This window comes from Cryobacterium sp. Sr8 (assembly GCF_004403225.1).
Lineage (GTDB): Bacteria > Actinomycetota > Actinomycetes > Actinomycetales > Microbacteriaceae > Cryobacterium > Cryobacterium psychrotolerans.
Genome location: NZ_SOHO01000039.1, coordinates 1 through 17,357, shown reverse-complemented (window position 1 = coordinate 17,357; position 17,357 = coordinate 1). Strand labels below are relative to the sequence as shown.

Annotated in this window: 16 protein-coding genes and 1 pseudogene; 8 read left to right on the top strand and 9 right to left on the bottom strand. The window is 67.7% G+C overall.

Annotated elements, in window-relative coordinates; translation table 11 throughout:
- The first annotated feature begins 1 nt into the window (after position 1).
- Genes tatC through lnt form a run of 3 tightly spaced genes read left to right on the top strand, consistent with a single transcriptional unit; the run spans position 2 to position 4,801 of the window.
- A complete protein-coding gene (gene tatC / locus E3T54_RS06505; protein ID WP_092321883.1) occupies positions 2 to 754 on the top strand; it encodes a twin-arginine translocase subunit TatC in 753 nt (250 codons plus the stop codon).
- A gap of 9 nt (positions 755 to 763) precedes the next feature.
- A complete protein-coding gene (locus E3T54_RS06500) occupies positions 764 to 3,208 on the top strand; it encodes an RNA helicase (protein WP_134475044.1) in 2,445 nt (814 codons plus the stop codon).
- A 12-nt stretch (positions 3,209 to 3,220) separates the two neighbouring features.
- Positions 3,221 to 4,801 (top strand): apolipoprotein N-acyltransferase, encoded by a 1,581-nt coding sequence (gene lnt / locus E3T54_RS06495; RefSeq protein WP_134475148.1) that lies wholly within the window; start codon positions 3,221 to 3,223, stop codon positions 4,799 to 4,801.
- Here the strand turns inward: lnt and E3T54_RS06490 are convergent.
- The 4 genes from E3T54_RS06490 to E3T54_RS06475 all read right to left on the bottom strand — a co-directional run bounded on the left by E3T54_RS06490 (position 4,798) and on the right by E3T54_RS06475 (position 7,438).
- A complete protein-coding gene (locus tag E3T54_RS06490; protein ID WP_134475043.1) occupies positions 4,798 to 5,163 on the bottom strand; it encodes an RNA polymerase-binding protein RbpA in 366 nt (121 codons plus the stop codon). The two genes, lnt and E3T54_RS06490, sit on opposite strands and share 4 nt — an antisense overlap.
- An 86-nt stretch (positions 5,164 to 5,249) precedes the next feature.
- Positions 5,250 to 6,017: a glycerophosphodiester phosphodiesterase gene (locus E3T54_RS06485; RefSeq protein ID WP_092321877.1), complete on the bottom strand. Its 768-nt coding sequence runs from the start codon at positions 6,015 to 6,017 to the stop codon at positions 5,250 to 5,252.
- Positions 6,018 to 6,026: 9 nt separating this feature from the next.
- A complete protein-coding gene (locus E3T54_RS06480) occupies positions 6,027 to 6,965 on the bottom strand; it encodes an SPFH domain-containing protein (RefSeq protein WP_134475042.1) in 939 nt (312 codons plus the stop codon).
- Entirely contained in the window at positions 6,965 to 7,438 is a 474-nt protein-coding gene (locus tag E3T54_RS06475; protein WP_092321874.1) for an NfeD family protein, read from the bottom strand. Before E3T54_RS06475 ends, E3T54_RS06480 begins: the two co-directional genes overlap by 1 nt.
- An 83-nt stretch (positions 7,439 to 7,521) precedes the next feature.
- Here E3T54_RS06475 and E3T54_RS06470 point away from each other — a divergent pair, with 83 nt between their 5' ends.
- Positions 7,522 to 8,298 carry an SDR family oxidoreductase gene (locus E3T54_RS06470; RefSeq protein WP_370255022.1) on the top strand — a complete coding sequence of 259 codons (777 nt, stop codon included), beginning with the start codon at positions 7,522 to 7,524 and terminating at the stop codon, positions 8,296 to 8,298.
- A gap of 12 nt (positions 8,299 to 8,310) precedes the next feature.
- The gene (locus E3T54_RS06465; protein WP_134475041.1) at positions 8,311 to 10,353 is read left to right on the top strand and encodes a S9 family peptidase; all 2,043 of its coding nucleotides are present in this window, start codon (positions 8,311 to 8,313) and stop codon (positions 10,351 to 10,353) included.
- Positions 10,354 to 10,404: 51 nt separating this feature from the next.
- Here E3T54_RS06465 and E3T54_RS17680 read toward each other — a convergent pair.
- Positions 10,405 to 10,872 (bottom strand): annotated as a pseudogene (locus E3T54_RS17680) (DUF308 domain-containing protein); the annotation flags it as partial.
- 11 nt (positions 10,873 to 10,883) lie between these two features.
- Here E3T54_RS17680 and E3T54_RS06455 point away from each other — a divergent pair.
- Both E3T54_RS06455 and E3T54_RS16735 read left to right on the top strand, forming a co-directional pair.
- A complete protein-coding gene (locus tag E3T54_RS06455; RefSeq protein ID WP_134475147.1) occupies positions 10,884 to 13,271 on the top strand; it encodes an excinuclease ABC subunit UvrA in 2,388 nt (795 codons plus the stop codon).
- 677 nt (positions 13,272 to 13,948) lie between these two features.
- Positions 13,949 to 14,095, top strand: a complete 147-nt coding sequence (locus E3T54_RS16735; protein ID WP_166804854.1) for a hypothetical protein — start codon at positions 13,949 to 13,951, stop codon at positions 14,093 to 14,095.
- A 49-nt stretch (positions 14,096 to 14,144) separates the two neighbouring features.
- Here E3T54_RS16735 and E3T54_RS06450 read toward each other — a convergent pair whose 3' ends face one another.
- From E3T54_RS06450 to dhaK, 4 genes are read right to left on the bottom strand one after another with little or no spacing between them, the layout of a single operon-like run.
- A complete protein-coding gene (locus E3T54_RS06450) occupies positions 14,145 to 14,450 on the bottom strand; it encodes a hypothetical protein (protein WP_134475040.1) in 306 nt (101 codons plus the stop codon).
- Positions 14,451 to 14,499: 49 nt separating this feature from the next.
- Positions 14,500 to 15,195 (bottom strand): dihydroxyacetone kinase phosphoryl donor subunit DhaM, encoded by a 696-nt coding sequence (dhaM, locus tag E3T54_RS06445; protein ID WP_241977094.1) that lies wholly within the window; start codon positions 15,193 to 15,195, stop codon positions 14,500 to 14,502.
- 1 nt (position 15,196) lies between these two features.
- Entirely contained in the window at positions 15,197 to 15,835 is a 639-nt protein-coding gene (gene dhaL / locus E3T54_RS06440) for a dihydroxyacetone kinase subunit DhaL (protein ID WP_134475039.1), read from the bottom strand.
- Positions 15,836 to 15,842: 7 nt separating this feature from the next.
- On the bottom strand, positions 15,843 to 16,844 hold the full coding sequence (gene dhaK / locus E3T54_RS06435; RefSeq protein ID WP_134475038.1) for a dihydroxyacetone kinase subunit DhaK: 1,002 nt from the start codon (positions 16,842 to 16,844) through the stop codon (positions 15,843 to 15,845).
- Positions 16,845 to 17,096: 252 nt separating this feature from the next.
- Between dhaK and E3T54_RS06430 the strand changes: the two genes are divergently transcribed.
- Positions 17,097 to 17,357 (top strand): aquaporin (locus E3T54_RS06430; protein ID WP_174844398.1); only part of this gene is annotated, 261 nt, incomplete at its 3' end.

Here is a 17,357-nt window from a genome sequence, read left to right as displayed (position 1 = left end):
GATGTCGCTCGGGCAACATCTGCTGGAACTCCGCAAGCGTCTCTTCCTGGCGGCCGCCGGCATCCTTGTCGGTGCGGTCATTGGCTGGATCCTGTCCGACTACGTCTGGGACGCCCTGCGCGAGCCGATCTACGCGATCATCCAGGCGCAACATCGGAACGCCCAGATCAACTACCCCGACATCACCTCGGCCTTCGACCTGAAGCTCAAAATCTCCTTCTACGTCGGCCTGATCGTTTCCAGCCCGGTCTGGCTGTACCAGATCTTCGCCTTCCTCGTGCCCGGCCTGACGCGCAAGGAGAAGCAGTACACCTTCGGTTTCTTCTTCTCGGCGGTCCCGCTGTTCTTGGCCGGCTGCGCCGCGGGCTGGTATGTGCTCCCGAATGTGGTCGGGCTGATGACGAGCTTCGCGCCGTCCGAGGATGCGGCGTTCATCAACGCGCAGAACTACCTCGACTTCGTGCTCAAGCTGATGATCGCCATCGGGGTGGCGTTCGTACTTCCCGTCTTCCTCGTGCTGCTCAACCTGGCCGGCGTGATCACCGCGGAGTCGATCATCAAGTCCTGGCGCGTGGCCATCCTGGTCATCGTGCTGTTCACCGCCATCGCCACCCCGGCCGCCGATGTCGTGTCGATGTTCCTCCTCGCCATCCCGATGGTGGTGCTGTATTTCGCCGCCTACGGCATCGCCTACCTGCACGACCGCCGCGTCGCCCGGCGCACGTTGGCTTTCGAGCAGGAATTGGGACTTTAGGCTCACCGCATGACAACCATTCCCTCACCGGCCGAGCAGTACGCGGCCTCCCGGTCCCGGACGAGTCATCCGCGGCTGCAGGCCTTCCGGTCCGGCCTGCGCTTTGACCTCGACCCGTTCCAGCTCGCGTCCTGCGCGTCCCTCGAGGAGGGAAACAGCGTGCTCGTCGCCGCACCGACCGGTGCGGGCAAGACGATCGTGGCCGAGTTCGCGGTGTTCCTGGCGATGCAAGAGCCCCGGGCGAAGGTGTTCTACACCGCCCCGATGAAGGCCCTCAGTAACCAGAAGTTCCAGGAGCTCGTCGCCGAGTACGGCCCCGAATCCGTGGGCCTGCTCACCGGAGACACGAACGTCAACGCGCAGGCCCGGATCGTGGTGATGACCACCGAGGTGCTGCGCAATATGCTCTACGCCGACTCGGACCTGCTCACCAACCTCGCCTTCGTCATCATGGACGAGGTGCACTACCTCGCCGACCGATTCCGCGGCGCCGTCTGGGAGGAGGTCATCATCCACCTCCCGCAGAGTGTGCGGATGATCGCGCTGAGCGCGACCGTCTCCAACGCCGAGGAATTCGGCGACTGGCTGCAGGCCGTGCGCGGCGGAACGGATGTCATCGTCTCGGAGGAGCGTCCGGTCCCACTCGAGCAGCACGTGCTGGTCAAGAGCAAGATGATCGACCTTTTCGACAGCTCGGGACTCGGCCAGGACCACAGGGTCAACCCGGAACTCGTGCAGCTGGCACGGTCGGGCCAGCGGTCACTCGGCGATCGCTCCTCGTCCCGGCGGCGCGGCTCGGACCGGGGGAGTTACCTCGACCGGGCACAGGCAGACGCGGGGAGGATGGACCGCTCGGAAATCGTGCGGATGCTCGACGGCAAGCACCTGCTTCCCGCCATCTTCTTCATCTTCAGCCGGGTCGGCTGCGACCAGGCCGTGCGCCAGGTCCTGCGCGCGGGTGTACGCCTTACCGACGCCCGCGAGCGTGAGGAGATTCGCCGGATCGTCGACGAACGCTGTCGCACCCTGCTCGACGAGGACCTCGGCGTCCTCGGCTATTTCGAGTGGCTCGACGGCCTCGAACGGGGCGTCGCGGCGCACCACGCCGGCCTCCTGCCCGCCTTCAAGGAGGTCGTCGAGGAGCTGTTCCAGAAGAAGCTCGTGAAGGCCGTGTTCGCCACAGAGACCCTGGCCCTCGGCATCAACATGCCGGCCAGGACCGTCGTGCTCGACAAACTCGAGAAGTTCAACGGCGAGGCGAGGGTGCCGATCACGCCGGGGGAGTACACGCAGCTCACCGGACGGGCCGGCCGCCGGGGAATCGACGTCGAGGGGCATTCCGTGATCCAGTGGGCGCAGGGGCTCGACCCGCAGGCGGTCGCCTCGCTCGCCTCCCGGCGCACATATCCGCTCAACTCCAGCTTCAAACCGACCTACAACATGGCCGTCAACCTGATCGACCAGTTCGGGCGGGAGCGCACCCGCGAGGTGCTCGAATCCTCCTTCGCCCAGTTCCAGGCCGACCGGGCGGTCGTCGACCTGGCCCGCAAGGTGCGGCAGCAGGAGGAGTCCCTCGCCGGCTTCGCCACGTCGATGACCTGCCACCTCGGCGATTTCGCGGACTACTCGTCCCTTCGCCGCAGCCTGACCGCGCTGGAGCGCGGGGGCGACGGGGTCGAGCATGCGTCGCGCGGGGAACGCGAACGCCGCCAGCGCGAGCTCCAGAGCCTGCGCAAGCGCCTGAAGGCGCATTCCTGCCACAACTGCCCCGAGCGCGAACAGCACGCCCGCTGGGCCGAACGGTGGTGGAAACTCACGCGAGAAACGGATGTCCTCAGCCGGCAGATCTCATCGCGGACCGGCGCCATCGCCAGGATCTTCGACCGGGTCACCGATGTGCTGCTCGGCTACGGCTACCTGGAGAACGACGAGGCTGGGGCCGTGCGGCTCAGCGAGAGCGGGCGCATCCTGCGGCGCATCTACGCGGACCGTGACCTGCTCGTCGCCGAGGCCCTGCGCCAGGGTATCTGGTCCGAGCTCGACCCGGCCGGCCTGGCCGCGATGGCCTGCGCGCTGGTGTTCGAACCAAGACGCGAGGAGGGCCTGATCAATGAGCGCTATCTCCCCAGGGGAACCTTCATGCCGGCCCTGGACCGCACTCACGAGCTGTGGAGCCGCCTGGACGATCTCGAACGCGACAACAAGCTGCCCGGCAGCAACCCCCTGGCACTCGGCCTCAGCCTGGCCATGTGGAAATGGGCTCGGGGCGGTGCCCTGACCGACGTCCTCGCCGAGGCGGAGATGGCGGCCGGGGACTTCGTGCGCTGGACCAAACAGACCATCGATCTGCTCGACCAGCTCTCGGTCGTCGCCGACGACCCGGTCGGCCGCACCGCCCGCCAGGCGATGGACGCCGTGCGCCGCGGCATCGTGGCCTACTCGTCCGTCGCTTAGGCTGGTGACGTGATGGAGGGCACCGAACGTTCATTGCGCTTGCCGCTGTGGGCATCCCTCATCGTGGCCGCGGGCGCCGGCGCCATTCTCGACTCCGCCTTCCCCGATCGTGACTGGTGGTTCCTCGCTCCGCTCGCCGTTGGTCTGATGCTCGTCGCCCTGCTCGGGCGCGGACCATGGACGGGCCTCCTGGTCGGCATGGTTGCGGGGCTGTCCTTCTGGCTGATCCACATTTCCTGGCTCACTCTCTACCTCGGACCGGTGCCGTGGCTCGCCCTCGCCGTCCTGCAGGCGCTGTTCTTCGGAGTCGGCCTGGCGCTGATCGCCTTCGTCCTGCGCGTCGGCCCCGTGGTCTGGCCGACACCGCTGGGCCGTTTGGGCATGGTCCCCGTGGTCGTGGCGGGGATCTGGACGGCGCGAGAAGCGCTCTCGGCCGTGTGGCCGTACGGTGGTTTCGCCTGGGGGCGGGTGGCCCTCTCCCAGTCGGAGAGCCCATTCAATTCCCTGGCCGCCTGGGTCGGCCTGTCGGGCCTGAGCTTCCTGCTCGTCTGGCTCAGCGCGCTGTGCGTGCAGCTGCTGCGCGAGGCGGAGGTGGGCCGGGGCTTCCGCTCGGGCATCGCCGTCGGCGCGGTTGCCCTCCTGCTCGCGATTCCGGCCTGGCCCACGGTGGAGACCGGGACGACCCGGCTTGCCGCGGTCCAGGGCGCGTCGGACGCTGGACTGTTCGCGAGGTTCTCGCCGGGCCAGATCCTGGACGACCACGTCTCGGAGACCCTGCCGTTGATCGGCGAGGAGGTCGACTTCGTGGTCTGGCCCGAGAACGCCAGCGACATCGATCCGACCCGATCGGATGACGCCGCCCGGGTCGCCGACGCCATCAGCCGGGAGATGGACGCCCCGCTCATCACCGGCACCATCACCCGCCGCGATGACGGTACCTACTACAACAGTTCCCTGCTCTGGAAGGCCGGCGAAGGCGCCGTCGCAGTCTATGACAAGGTGCACCCGGTGCCCTTCGCCGAGTACATGCCGGATCGGGACTTCTGGCGCCCGTTCGCCCCGGAACTGATCGACCTGGTCTCTCGCGACTACGGCATCGGCACCCAGAGCAACGTGTTCGATATCGACGGCCTTCAGGCCGGCATCGCGATCTGCTTCGACATCGCGGACGACCAGCTTGTGCACGAGATGATCGACCAGGATGCCCAGATCATCCTGGCGCAGACGAACAACGCCGACTTCGGCCGCACCGATGAAAGCGTTCAGCAACTGGCGATCGCCCGGCTCCGGGCGATCGAGGCCGGCCGGACGGTCGTGAACATTTCCACGGTCGGGTCCAGTGCCATCATCGCCCCGGACGGGCAGACGATCGACAGCATTCCGACCTGGCAGCCAGGGTCGATGGTGCAGACCGTGCCGCTCAGCGACACCATCACGCCGGCCATGGCGTTCGGACGCCAGATCGAATGGTTCGTCACCGGACTCGGCCTTATCGGCCTGATGATGTGCTTCGGGGGAGTGGTGACGAGCCGTCCCTCACCCGCTCGCGGACGGTCTGTTGGGAGCAAGCGTCAGATGACTACCGTGCCTTAGGCACCGATCTTGTGCGAGCCACGGCGCTCACGAAGAACCGTGAGTCGTTCCTCGAGGAGTTCTTCGAGTTCGGGACGGGTGCGCCGTTCCAGGAGCATGTCCCAGTGGGTACGAGCGACCTTCTCATCAGAGTGGTCGACGACAACAGGCTTGGAATCCACCAGCCGGGTCGCCGTCTGCGAGCAGAACCGGCACTCCCACTCGTCGGGAGCCTCTGCGTCGGCCGAAAAAACCATCACCGTCTCGCGATCGCACGTTGCACACCGGTACGTGTGACTGATTCGGGGTGAAAACGTGACACCCTCTTCGCTCTGAAGACTTTGGGCGCCCAACCTCATACCACGCAAACTGCGATCCGCCATCGTGTTTCTCCTCTCGATGCACTCTCAGGTATAAACCATGAAGCTGAACGTTATCTTTCCGTTATGCGCGTTCTCACGGTCATTTCTCAGGCTCGGGCGGCGATGACGGCGACCGCCAGGTCACACCGGTCGGTGACGATGCCGTCCACGCCCAGATCGAGCAGCCGGCTCATTGCGGCGGGATCGTTCACGGTCCAGACGTGCACCTCGACATCGGCGGCGTGCATGACTCGGATGAAGCGCGGCGTGACCACCCGCACGCGGCCGTAGCGCTCGGGGACCTGGACCGCTGCGAACCCCCGCAACACCCGCCGGGCGGACCAGGTGAGGCCGATCCGGGAAGACAGCAGGGCCTTGATCAGCACGGAGGGTGACGCGGATGTCGCCACGCCGGGGAGAAGCCCCACGACGCTCCGGCGACGGGACTCGGAAAATGACGTGATCAGCACCCGGGCGCTCGCGCGGGCATCCCGGATCGCCCCCGCGGTGGGCTCCACCGCTCCCGCCACCTTCACATCAATGTTGAATCGGGCCTCGGGGAATGCGCTGAGCGCTTCGGACAGCGACACGAACGACTGGCCGGCGCCCAGGTCGACCCGACTGAGCTCCGCCATCGTCAGCTGGTCGACGCGCGCCGTGCTCCCGGCCACACGGGCCAGGTCGGGGTCATGGCTGAGCACGGCGACCCCGTCGAGCGACACGTGCACATCCGTCTCCAGGTGCGTGGCGCCGCTGGAGAGGGCCTTGAGGAAGGCCAGCAGCGTGTTCTCCGGCGCCTCCAGGCTCAGCCCCCGGTGCGCGAAGACGCGAGGCACCGGCGGCAGGAGGAACTGCGACGCTTGCTCGGCCGGCATGGCGCTTCGCTACTCCGACGTGTGGGCAGGCCCGCCGTGCGAACCGGGAACGGCGTTCTGGCCGAACGCGCGGCCGATGCTCTTCATGGCCTCGGTGAGTTCGCTCGGTACGATCCACAGCTTGTTCGCGCTGCCCTCGGCCAGCTTGGGGAGGGTCTGGAGGTACTGGTAGGCCAGGAGCTTCGGGTCCGGATCGCCGTCGTGGATGGCCTTGAACACGATCTGGATGGCTTCGGCCTCGCCCTGGGCGCGGAGCACCGCGGCCTGGGCCTGGCCCTCGGCCTGGAGGATCGCGGCCTGGCGCGCGCCCTCGGCGGTCAGGATCGCCGACTGCTTTGTGCCCTCGGCGGTGAGGATCAGCGCGCGGCGGTCGCGCTCGGCGCGCATCTGCTTCTCCATCGAGTCCTGGATCGAGTGCGGCGGGTCGATGGCCTTGAGCTCGACGCGGCCGACCCGGATGCCCCACTTGCCGGTTGCCTCGTCGAGCACGATGCGCAGTTGGCCGTTGATGTTGTCCCGGCTGGTCAGCGCCTCTTCGAGGTTGAGTCCGCCGACCACGTTGCGCAGGGTGGTCGTGGTGAGCTGCTCAACGGCACCGAGGTAGTTGGCGATCTCATAGGTTGCGGCCCGGGCATCCGTTACCTGGAAATAGACGACCGTGTCGATCGACACGACCAGATTGTCCTCCGTGATCACGGGCTGCGGAGGAAAGGAGACGACCTGTTCGCGCATGTCGAGGAGCGGCCGCACGCGGTCGATGAACGGCACGAGGATGTTCAGCCCGGGGAGGAGGGTCTTGTGGTACTTCCCGAGGCGCTCGACGACTCCGGCGTTGGCCTGCGGAATGATCTTGATGGCCCGCGCGAGCACCACGATGACGAACACCCCGATCACGACCAGGAGGGCGATGACGAAGATCTGCCCGATGAATTCTCCAGGATTGAGCATTACGCGGTGTTCCTTTCCGAGGGGGTGACGACGGCGGTGGAGCCTTCGATCGCGGCGACGTGGACCTCGTCGCCGGGTTCGAGTGCCCCGTGACCGGTGCCGGGGGAGAGTCGTGCGGTCCAGGTCTCACCGTTGGCCAGCTTCACCAGCCCGCCGGTATCCCCGCCGACGGTGGACACCACCCGGCCGCTCAGTCCGATCAGCGCGGCGACGTTGGTCGGGGTGGGATCGGCCCCCTTCGCCATCACGCGCAGGAGCAGCGGGCGAATGGTCAGCAGCAGCAGGACCGAGAGCACGGCGGCGACCAGGATCTGAAGCCACCAGACGGCGCCGAGCAGGTTCGCGCCGAGGCCGGCGAGGCTGCCGGCGGCGATCATCAGGAAGGTGAACTCGAGGGACAGCAGCTCGATGATCACGCAGATCAGGATGAAGACCAGCCAGATAATCCACAGGTATTGCGTCAGATCGGGCATCCCGCCCCCCTCGCGTGTCGGTACATCTCAGAAGCTATCATCCCGGGTCCGGGCGCCGAGTCATGTTGCTAGGGTTGTTTTTCGTGAGCATCCCTTCGAACAATCCCCTCGCACCCGGTTCCCTCACCGGCAAGCGCGTCCTCGTCACCGGTTCCTCCCGCGGAATCGGAGCTGACACCGTCGGATACTTCGCGGAGGCCGGCGCCGACGTCGTGATCAACTTCCGCAACAAGGAGGCACGGGCGAAGAAGCTCGCCGACGCCATCCGCGCGGCCGGCGGCACGGCCATGACCGTTGGCGCCGACCTGACCGACCCGGATTCCGTCGCCGCCATGTTCGATTCGATCCGCGCGGAACTCGGCGGCCTGGACATTCTCGTGATGAACGCCTCCGGTGGCATGGAAAGCGGCATGGCCGCCGACTACGCCATGCAGCTCAACCGGCACGCGCAGGTCGATCTGCTGCGCCGAGCCATCCCACTGCTCGGGCCGGGCTCCCGCGTGGTGTTCGTGACCAGCCACCAGGCCCACTTCATCGAGACGACGGCGACGATGCCCGAGTACGAACCGGTGGCCCGCAGCAAGCGCGCCGGCGAGGACGCCCTGCGCGCCCTCATCCCGGAACTGCAGGCAGCCGGCATCGGATTCGTCGTGGTGTCCGGGGACATGATCGAGGGCACGATCACGGCCACCCTGCTCGAACGAGCCAACCCCGGTGCGATCAGCGCCCGGAAGGACGCCGCCGGCCGGTTGTACAACGTGAGCGAATTCGCCGCGGAGATCGCCCTGGCTGCGGTCGAGCCCGTACCGGAGAACAATACGCGCTACGTTGGCGACACCACCGACTTCAACGGCGGCTAGAAGGAGCGATGGATGAAGGCGCCTGACCTCCCTCTTGTATCGACGGTTTCACGGCCCACCATCCACCCCGACGGCAGCCGGGCAGTCTTCTCGGTGGTGCGCCCTGATTTCAGTGCCGACGACTACCTCGGCCAGCTTTGGACGGTCGCCCTGACGGGCAAGCCCTCTCCGCGCCGAGTAACGCGGGGCCACCGCGACACCGCCCCGCGCTTCTCACCGGATGGACGCCTCCTCGGCTTCCTCCGCACTTCCCCCGACGGACCCGCTCAACTGCACGTTGTCGCCGCCGCCGGGGGAGAGCCCGTCCGGGTAACAAACGCGCCCCTCGGCGTCACCGACTACCGCTGGCGCCCCGATTCCCGGGTCCTGGGTTTCGTCGCCCGTGTGCCTGAACCCGGCCGCTACGGCACCGTCCCCGGGATCGATCCTGGTTCCGAACCCCCGCGCCGGATCACGACCCTGCGCTACCAGTCGAACGGTGTCGGTTTCACGGTCGACCAGCGCGCCCACCTGTTCCTGGTCGACGTGCCTGACGTCTGGGCCGAGCCGCCGGCGGCCCCGGCGCCCTCGCCGGGCGACGAACCGGCCGGCCTGGCCGGGGGCGACGGCGTCCCGCTCGGTTTGCCGCAGGCGCGCCAGGTCACGGCCGGTGATTTCGACCATTCCGGCCTGGCCTTCGCCCCCGACGGCACGAAGCTCCTCACCATTTCCGCCCGCCACGAGGGCCGGGACCGAGACCTCGCTACCGAGCTGGTCGAACTCCTGCTCGACCCGGCGGGCGCGTCGCCCCGCGTGCCGGAACGAATCGCCGTCGGAGCGGAGGCCGGCCTTCATATCGGCCAGGTCGCCTGGGCGGTCGACGGCACCATTTACGCGCTGGCCGAGGCCGTGGGGGAGAGCGGGCGGGACTTCGTTGCCCGCACCACCGGGCTCTATCGCATTCGCGGGGAGGGGGGACCGGTCCGGCTCACCGAGCCGGAAGAGGTTGACCTCGACAACCAGATGGAGCTGGGCATCACGACCGACGGGCTGGTGCTCGCGCACAGCAAATCGCGCGGCCGCGTGCACCTGGTCAGCGTATCGGCCGACGGCGTGGTCCTGCAGGTGACGGACAGCGCCGTGGTCGTGTCCGGGGTCGACACCGTGGGGGAGAACACCGTCTTCGCCTTCCAGGACGCGCTCACCGCCGGCGACCTCGCCCTGGCCGAGACCCCGCGGCTTCGGCGGCTCACCGATTTTTCCGCGCCCCTGCGCGGGACGGGAATGACGTCCGCGCGGGAACTCACCGTCGCCGGCGGGGACGGTTATCCCGTGCACGGATGGGTGGTCGCGCCTCCCGGGCCCGGCCCGCACCCGGTGCTGCTCACCATCCACGGCGGCCCTTTCGCCCAGTACACGGTCGCGCTCCTCGACGAGGCCCAGGTCTGCGCGGATGCCGGCTACGCGGTCGTGATGTGCAACCCTCGCGGCTCATCCGGGTACGGCCACGCACACGGCCGGGCCATCCGGCAGAGCATGGGAGTCCTCGACCAGGCCGATGTGCTCGACTTCCTGGACGGCGCCCTGGCCGAGGACCCGTCGCTGGACCCAGACCGACTCGGCATCATGGGCGGCTCCTACGGCGGGTACCTGACCGCATGGACCATCGCGCACGATCACCGTTTCGCCGCCGCGATCGTCGAGCGCGGCTACCTCGACCCCGAGGCATTCGTGGGGACATCGGACATCGGGGATTCGTTCACCGATGAGTACGTGGGCACCGATCCGGACCTCGTGCGTGCGCAGAGCCCCCAGGCCTGCGTGGGAGCGGTCAGGACGCCCACCCTGGTCATGCACTCGGCGCTGGACCTGCGGTGCCCGCTGTCCCAGGCCGAACGGTACTATTCCGGGCTCAAACGCGGGGGAGTGCCCGCCGAACTCGTCATCTTCCCCGGCGAGAATCACGAGCTCAGCCGCGGGGGCAGCCCTCGGCACCGCCTTCACCGATTCGACATCATCCTCGACTGGTGGGCCCGCCACCTGCCCACCGCGGAGAACCCGGGGGCCGTTAGCTGAACGGGCCCCTCCTGCCCTCGGTTCAGCGCGATTCGCTGTGCGTGCGCGCTTGCCGAAGGTGAAGGCCTGGACCAGCTGGATGACGCCGGAGCCGACCAGGAAGATTCCGCCGATCCAGACCAGCACGCCCAGCGACTCGATCGCCGTCAGGAGCAGGACGGTGCCGGCCACGATGGCGACAATTCCGAAGAGCCAGCCGAACCATCTGCTGGAGTCGTGGGACGTCTCGACGAGGCCGACAACGCCCTCGATGATCCGGGAGATCCCGATCACCATCGTGAGCAGGGCGAGCGAGCTGAGTCGGTTCCTGATCCCGATGATGCCGGCGATGACCAGGAGCACTCCGAGCAGGATGCTGAGCACGCGGCCGCCGACACCCGCTCCGCCCGCAAAGATTCCCCGTGACAGGGACCGTTGCCGCGACCGCGCCGACGCAGGAGAATCTGATGTACTGCTCGAAGCTGGTTGGATCGAGCCAGGCGTCGCTGGCGGAGACCGCGAAGCGGCCCCGCCTAACATGGGGAGACACGATGAGCCTGGCCACGAGAACCGACACGCAGTCACCTGCGCCGCACGTTGCCGACAGTCACGATCTGATCCGCGTGCAGGGCGCCCGCGTGAACAACCTCAAGGACGTCAGCATCGAGATCCCGAAGCGCCGGCTGACGGTGTTCACCGGCGTCTCGGGCTCGGGCAAGAGCTCGCTGGTGTTCGGCACGATCGCCGCGGAGTCGCAGCGGATGATCAACGAGACCTACAGCGCCTTCGTGCAGGGCTTCATGCCGACGCTGGCCCGGCCGGACGTCGACGTGCTCGACGGACTGACCACGGCCATCCTCGTCGACCAGGAGCGGATGGGCGCCAATGTCCGCTCCACCGTCGGCACCGCCACCGACGCCAACGCGATGCTGCGGATCCTCTTCAGCCGGCTCGGCCGGCCGCACATCGGCTCGCCCCAGGCGTTCTCATTCAACGTCGCCTCCGCGCACGGCGCCGGGGCGGTCACCGTCGAGCGTGGGTCCAGCAAGGCGGTGAGGCAGAGCTTCTCCATCACCGGAGGCATGTGTCCGCGCTGCGAGGGCATGGGCACCGTGAGCGACATCGACCTGTCTGCGCTGTACGACGACTCGAAGTCGCTGGATGAGGGCGCGCTCACGATCCCGGGCTACTCGATGGACGGCTGGTACGGCCGCATCTTCCGCGGCTGCGGCTGGTTCGACCCGGACAAGCCGATCCGCGAGTACACCAGGAAGGAACTGCACGACCTGCTCTACAAGGAGACGACGAAGATCAAGGTCGATGGGATCAACCTGACGTACCTGGGCCTGGTCCCGCAGATCCAGAAGTCCTTCCTCTCCAAGGACGTCGACGCGATGCAGCCGCACATCCGCGCCTTCGTGGAGCGCGCGGTCACCTTCGCGGCCTGCCCCGAGTGCGGTGGCACCCGACTCAACGAGGGCGCACGGTCGTCGCGGATCGCAGGGCTCAACATCGCCGACGCCTGTGCGATGCAGATCAGCGACCTGGCCGCGTGGGTGCGCGGTCTCGACGAGCCGTCGGTGGCGCCGCTGCGGGGAGCGCTGCTGCGGACCCTTGATTCGTTTGTCGAGATTGGACTCGGCTATCTCAGCCTCGATCGACCGTCGGGCACGCTCTCGGGCGGCGAGTCACAGCGCGTCAAGATGATCCGCCACCTCGGGTCCTCGCTCACCGACATCACCTATGTCTTCGACGAGCCGACCATCGGGCTGCACCCGCACGACATCCAGCGGATGAACGAGCTGCTGCTGCAGCTGCGCGACAAGGGCAACACCGTGCTCGTCGTGGAGCACAAGCCGGAGACCATCCAGATCGCCGACCACGTCGTCGACCTCGGCCCCGGGGCCGGTACGGCGGGCGGCACCGTCTGCTTCGAGGGCACCGTCGAGGGGCTGCGGGCCAGCGGCACCCTCACCGGCCGCCATCTCGAAGACCGTGCCACCCTCAAAGACACCGTGCGCACCCCCACTGGAAAATTGGAGATCCGGGGCGCGAGCGCGCACAACCTGAAGGACGTCGACGTCGACATCCCGCTCGGGGTGCTTGTCGTCGTCACCGGCGTCGCCGGCTCCGGTAAGAGCTCGCTCGTGCACGGGTCGGTCCCCGCCGGCGCCGGTGTGGTGTCGATCGACCAGGGCGCGATCCGCGGCTCGAGGCGGAGCAACCCGGCGACGTACACCGGACTGCTCGACCCGATCCGCAAGGCGTTCGGTCAGGCCAACGGCGTGAAGCCGGCGCTGTTCAGCTCCAACTCCGAGGGCGCCTGCCCCACCTGTAACGGTGCCGGCGTCATCTACACCGACCTGGGCGTGATGGCCGGCGTCGCCACCATCTGCGAGGTGTGCGAGGGGAAGCGGTTCCAGGCATCGGTGCTGGAATACCACCTCGGCGGCCGCGACATCAGCGAGGTGCTCGCCATGTCGGTCACCGAGGCCCTGGAATTCTTCGGCGCGGGGGAGGCCCGCACGCCGGCCGCGCACGCCATCCTCGACCGGCTCGCCGACGTCGGGCTCGGCTACCTCAGCCTCGGCCAGCCGCTCCCGACGCTGTCCGGCGGCGAGCGGCAACGGCTCAAGCTGGCCACCCACCTGGCCGAAAAGGGCGGCGTCTACGTGCTCGACGAGCCGACCGCCGGCCTCCACCTCGCCGACGTCGAGCTGTTGCTCGGCCTGCTCGACCGGCTCGTCGACTCCGGCAAGTCGGTCATCGTCATCGCCCACCATCAGGCGGTCATGGCGCACGCCGACTGGATCATCGACCTCGGCCCCGGCGCCGGCCACGAGGGAGGCCGGATCGTCTTCGAGGGCACACCCGCCGACCTCGTCGCAGCCCGATCCACCCTCACCGGCGTGCACCTCGCGGCCTACGTCGGCGCCTGACCGGGCTGCGGAGGCTTGTCCGGCGGGCCGGCGCCTTCCGCACATTATGTCAAGAACATGGGACCTGCCGGGAGATTTGTCGAGGGTGGATATCTGGACCACCGGCACGCCGCTGGTCGGCGTCGAGCCTCCGTCGCATTGGCTGTGGCTGTGGCTGTGGCTGCGACTGCGACTGCGGCTGCAACTGGATCGCACATTCGCGAGGGCGCACACGCATTTCTGCACCGGCAGATGGTGCGCAACATCCCAATCACCAAGCCCCGGGAGTCCGAACTCCTTCTAGGCATTATGTGTCCGATAATGCACATTATGTCAAGTCGTGAATTGGGTATACGCAATGCCCGGCCACTCCCTGCCCCGCCTCACCCCTATTCAGCACCGAAACGCGGCTGTATTGTGACGCCACGCCAGGCCAGGTCAGGCGGTTCTGAAGAGGTGGGGTTTCGTGATCGACCAGCGACCCGAGAGGAGAGCCGAGTCCTTCGAACGCCTGTTCTCCACATACGTCGCGCACTGACGCTCTTCATCGTCCTGTTGGCCGGCCTGGTCGCCCCGGTCACCCTCAGCCGGCTTCCGATCGGAAGCACGTCGCTCCTCGTGATGATCCTCTACCATTCCGGCGAGAGCTGCCTCCGATAGCGCTGAAGCGGGTCCGGCAGCTGATCCAACTGCACGACATGATCCGCGACTCCCCCACCAGTCCGAAACGGAGACAGGCGCTGAGCCATGCGGTGGGATCGTTGATCATCCCCACGATCACGTTCTTCGCCGCGGTGTTCGCCCAGGAATACGCGGCGCGTGTCCTGGACAACCTGCTCCCGTAGTTCCTCGATCTACTCCCCCGGGCCTCATCCCGAATCCGGCGAGAAGTCGTTACTCCGGTGCGGGCGACCTGCCGCGGCGCACCATGCCGAACTCGTTGACCGGCTCAAAGGCGTCGCGGTCCCAGGCCCCGGGGTGCGGGACCGGACAGACCAGGATCGTGTTCGCCACCGAATGGTCGATCGTGTGCTCGCGCATGGAATGGCCGCAGATCGGGCACTCCTGCAGGTTCACGGCGTGCTCGGCCTCGTAGCTGCCGACGGGCGGAGAGTCGAAGATGGGGCGCAGCTTGTCTTCCACCCATTCGAAGAGGTGTGTGCGCGAACCGCTCCCCTGAGTTTTCTTGTGCTGGACCATGGCTCCACAATACGCCGATTGGACTCCTGAGCCCAGCTGTGATATGCGCTCACGATCCTGACTCGTCGAAACCCGATTCGATGAGCCGCACCAGGGCCGTCACCGCAGCCTCCGCCTCTGCTCCGGAAGACGATAGCTTGACCGCTGCCCCGCAGTTCAAACCCAGGGACATGATGCCGAGCAGGCTCTTGGCGTCTTTGCCGTTCACCGTCACCTCGGAATCGAACGCGCTGGCCAGCTTGACGAATTCGGCTGCCGGCCGCGCGTGCAACCCGTCCTTGTTGCGCAGGATGACCGTGCGCGTGATCGCGGTGCCGGCGGCGGCCGGGACCGCACCCGCTTTCTCCGCGAGGGCGCGTGCGGAGTGGGCCGCCCGCACGACGGCGGGGAGGTCTCCCCCGGTTTCGGCGGCCACCGCGGCGGCAACTCCCCCTTCCACCAGCGGGGCGTCGACGATGTGCACCCGGGAACGCACCTCATGGCCCAGAAAATCGCGCGCGGTCTCGGCGGTCAGGATGGCCGAGCCGAGGTCGCACAGAATCGCAACGCCCGCCCCGGAATCTGCCGCCGTGATCGCCTCGATGACCTTGGTGAAACTCGTGCCGATCCCCCCGTCATCGGTCCCGCCGGCGGGAACCAGCGACGTCGTGGCCGCCATCTGGCGGGCGAGATCGACGAGCCCCTCGGCAATCTTCACGCTGTGCGAGACGAAGACGAGTCCCACTTTCCCGGGTGTTCCCGTCACGCTACCCCCGTGCCGCGGCGTCGGCTGCCGCCCGCAGGAGCAACGCGGAGGATTGCGCCCCCGGGTCGCGGTGACCGGCCGAACGCTCGCCGAGGTAACTTGCCCGACCCTTCCGCGCGACGAGCGGCTCCGTGGCCACGGCTCCGGCCTCGGCCGCGGAGGCCGCTGCCAGAAGAATGGCCCTCTCGTCCGCGCCGCCCGCCGCAGCGGCGGCCGCGGCGTCCACGGCCGGGGTCCAGGCGTCGACCATGGTCTTGTCGCCCGATTCCGCCTTGCCCCGCAGCACGATTCCGTCCCGTGCCGCCGTCAGCAGAGCAACGAGAGCGGCCCCGTCCAGCGTCGATGCGCCGGCGACCGCGAGGGCCCCCTGGAGGAAGGCCGTCCCGTACAGGGGTCCGGCAGCCCCGCCGACCGTGGAGATGAGCGTGGTGGCGACGAGCTTGAACACGTCCCCCGGATTGGCCTCGGGCGGCAGGCCGTCCAGCTCGAGCAGAACCGCCTGGAACCCGCGGTCCATGTTCTCGCCGTGATCCCCGTCACCGATGTCTCGGTCGAGGATGATCAGCTCCAGCCTGTGCTCGGCTATGACATCCGCACCGTGCCTGATCCAGGCTTCCGCCCACCCCACGCCCAGACCCACGCGATCTCTACCTTCCCCATCGCAGCGCTGCGGTGTGCACGGGTGCGTCCCAGAGTCCGGTCAGCTCGTCATCGAGCTTCAGCACCGTGATGGACGTCCCCTGCATTTCGAGTGATGTCGTGTAGTTGCCGACGAGCGAACGTGCGATCGTGATCCCCTTTTCGGCGAGGACCTCGGCGGCTCGTCGAAAGACAATATACAGCTCGACCTGCGGGGTTCCGCCCATCCCGTTCACCATCAGGAGCACGTTGTCGCCGCTGACGAAGGGAAGGTCGTCGAGGATGGGCTCGAGGAGGCGGTCCACGATGGCGTCTGCAGGTTCGAGCTTGATTCGTTCCCGGCCCGGTTCGCCGTGGATGCCGATGCCGATCTCGATCTCGTCATCGGCGAGGGTGAAGCTGGGCTCTCCCGCGTGCGGCACGACGCAGGGAGTCAGGGCGACGCCCATGGTGCGAACCCGGGAGATCACCTTCTCGGCGACGGCCACGACCGCGGCGAGGTTGTCTCCCCGCTCTGCGGCGGCACCCGCGATCTTCTCGACCAGGACCGTGCCGGCCACCCCTCTTCTCCCGGCGGTAAAGACGGAGTCCTTCACGGCGACGTCGTCGTTGACGAGCACCGACCGCACCTCGATGCCTTCAGCCGCGGCGAGGTCTGCCGCGGTTTCGAAATTGAGCACATCCCCGGTGTAGTTCTTGACGATATGCAGCACACCCGCTCCCCCGTCGACCGCCTTCGTCGCGTCGACGATGGGGTCCGGCGTCGGCGAGGTGAAGACCGCTCCCGGCACAGCGGCGCTCAGCATCCCCGGACCGACAAAGCCTCCATGCAGTGGTTCGTGGCCGCTGCCGCCACCGCTGACGATGCCGACTTTGCCGGCGACCGGTGCATCTGTGCGCACAATGACGTTGGGATCGTGCGACACCCGGACCAGGCCCGGGTGGGCGGCGCCGAAGCCGGCGACGGCCTCATTGACGACGTTCCTCGGATCGTTGATGAGCTTCTTCATGACCGTCCTTCGGATCTGTTGGCGCCGGAGGTGCTGGGCGACGCCCTGCGCTCCGGGTTTCTTCCGCTACGGGTTTCTTGCAGTCCGTGGCGCACCGCTCAACCTACGCGAGGAGCGCACGACCCGAAAGGGCCCGGAGACGCCATGCAGCCCTGCCATTACAGCCGAGCGCGGCGCGCGCTAGTCTGGGCCGCAACCTGTCAACACGAAGGGCCGGATACCCCATCCCCAGACTGAGTGTGGAAGGTTGACGTGGACAACATCGGTGTGGTTTTCCTGTCGGAGGTCGTTGGGACGGCCATCCTCGTGCTCCTCGGCTGCGGCGTTGTCGCCAACGTCGCGCTCGCGAAGAACAAGGGCTTCGGCGGGGGCTTCCTCATGGTTGCGATCGGCTGGGGCCTCGGCGTCTACGCCGGCGTGATCGTCGCCTACAACTCGGGCGCGCACCTGAACCCGGCGGTGACGCTCGGCCTCGTGGCCTCCGGCGCCACCGAGTTCGGCTCGGGCGTGCCG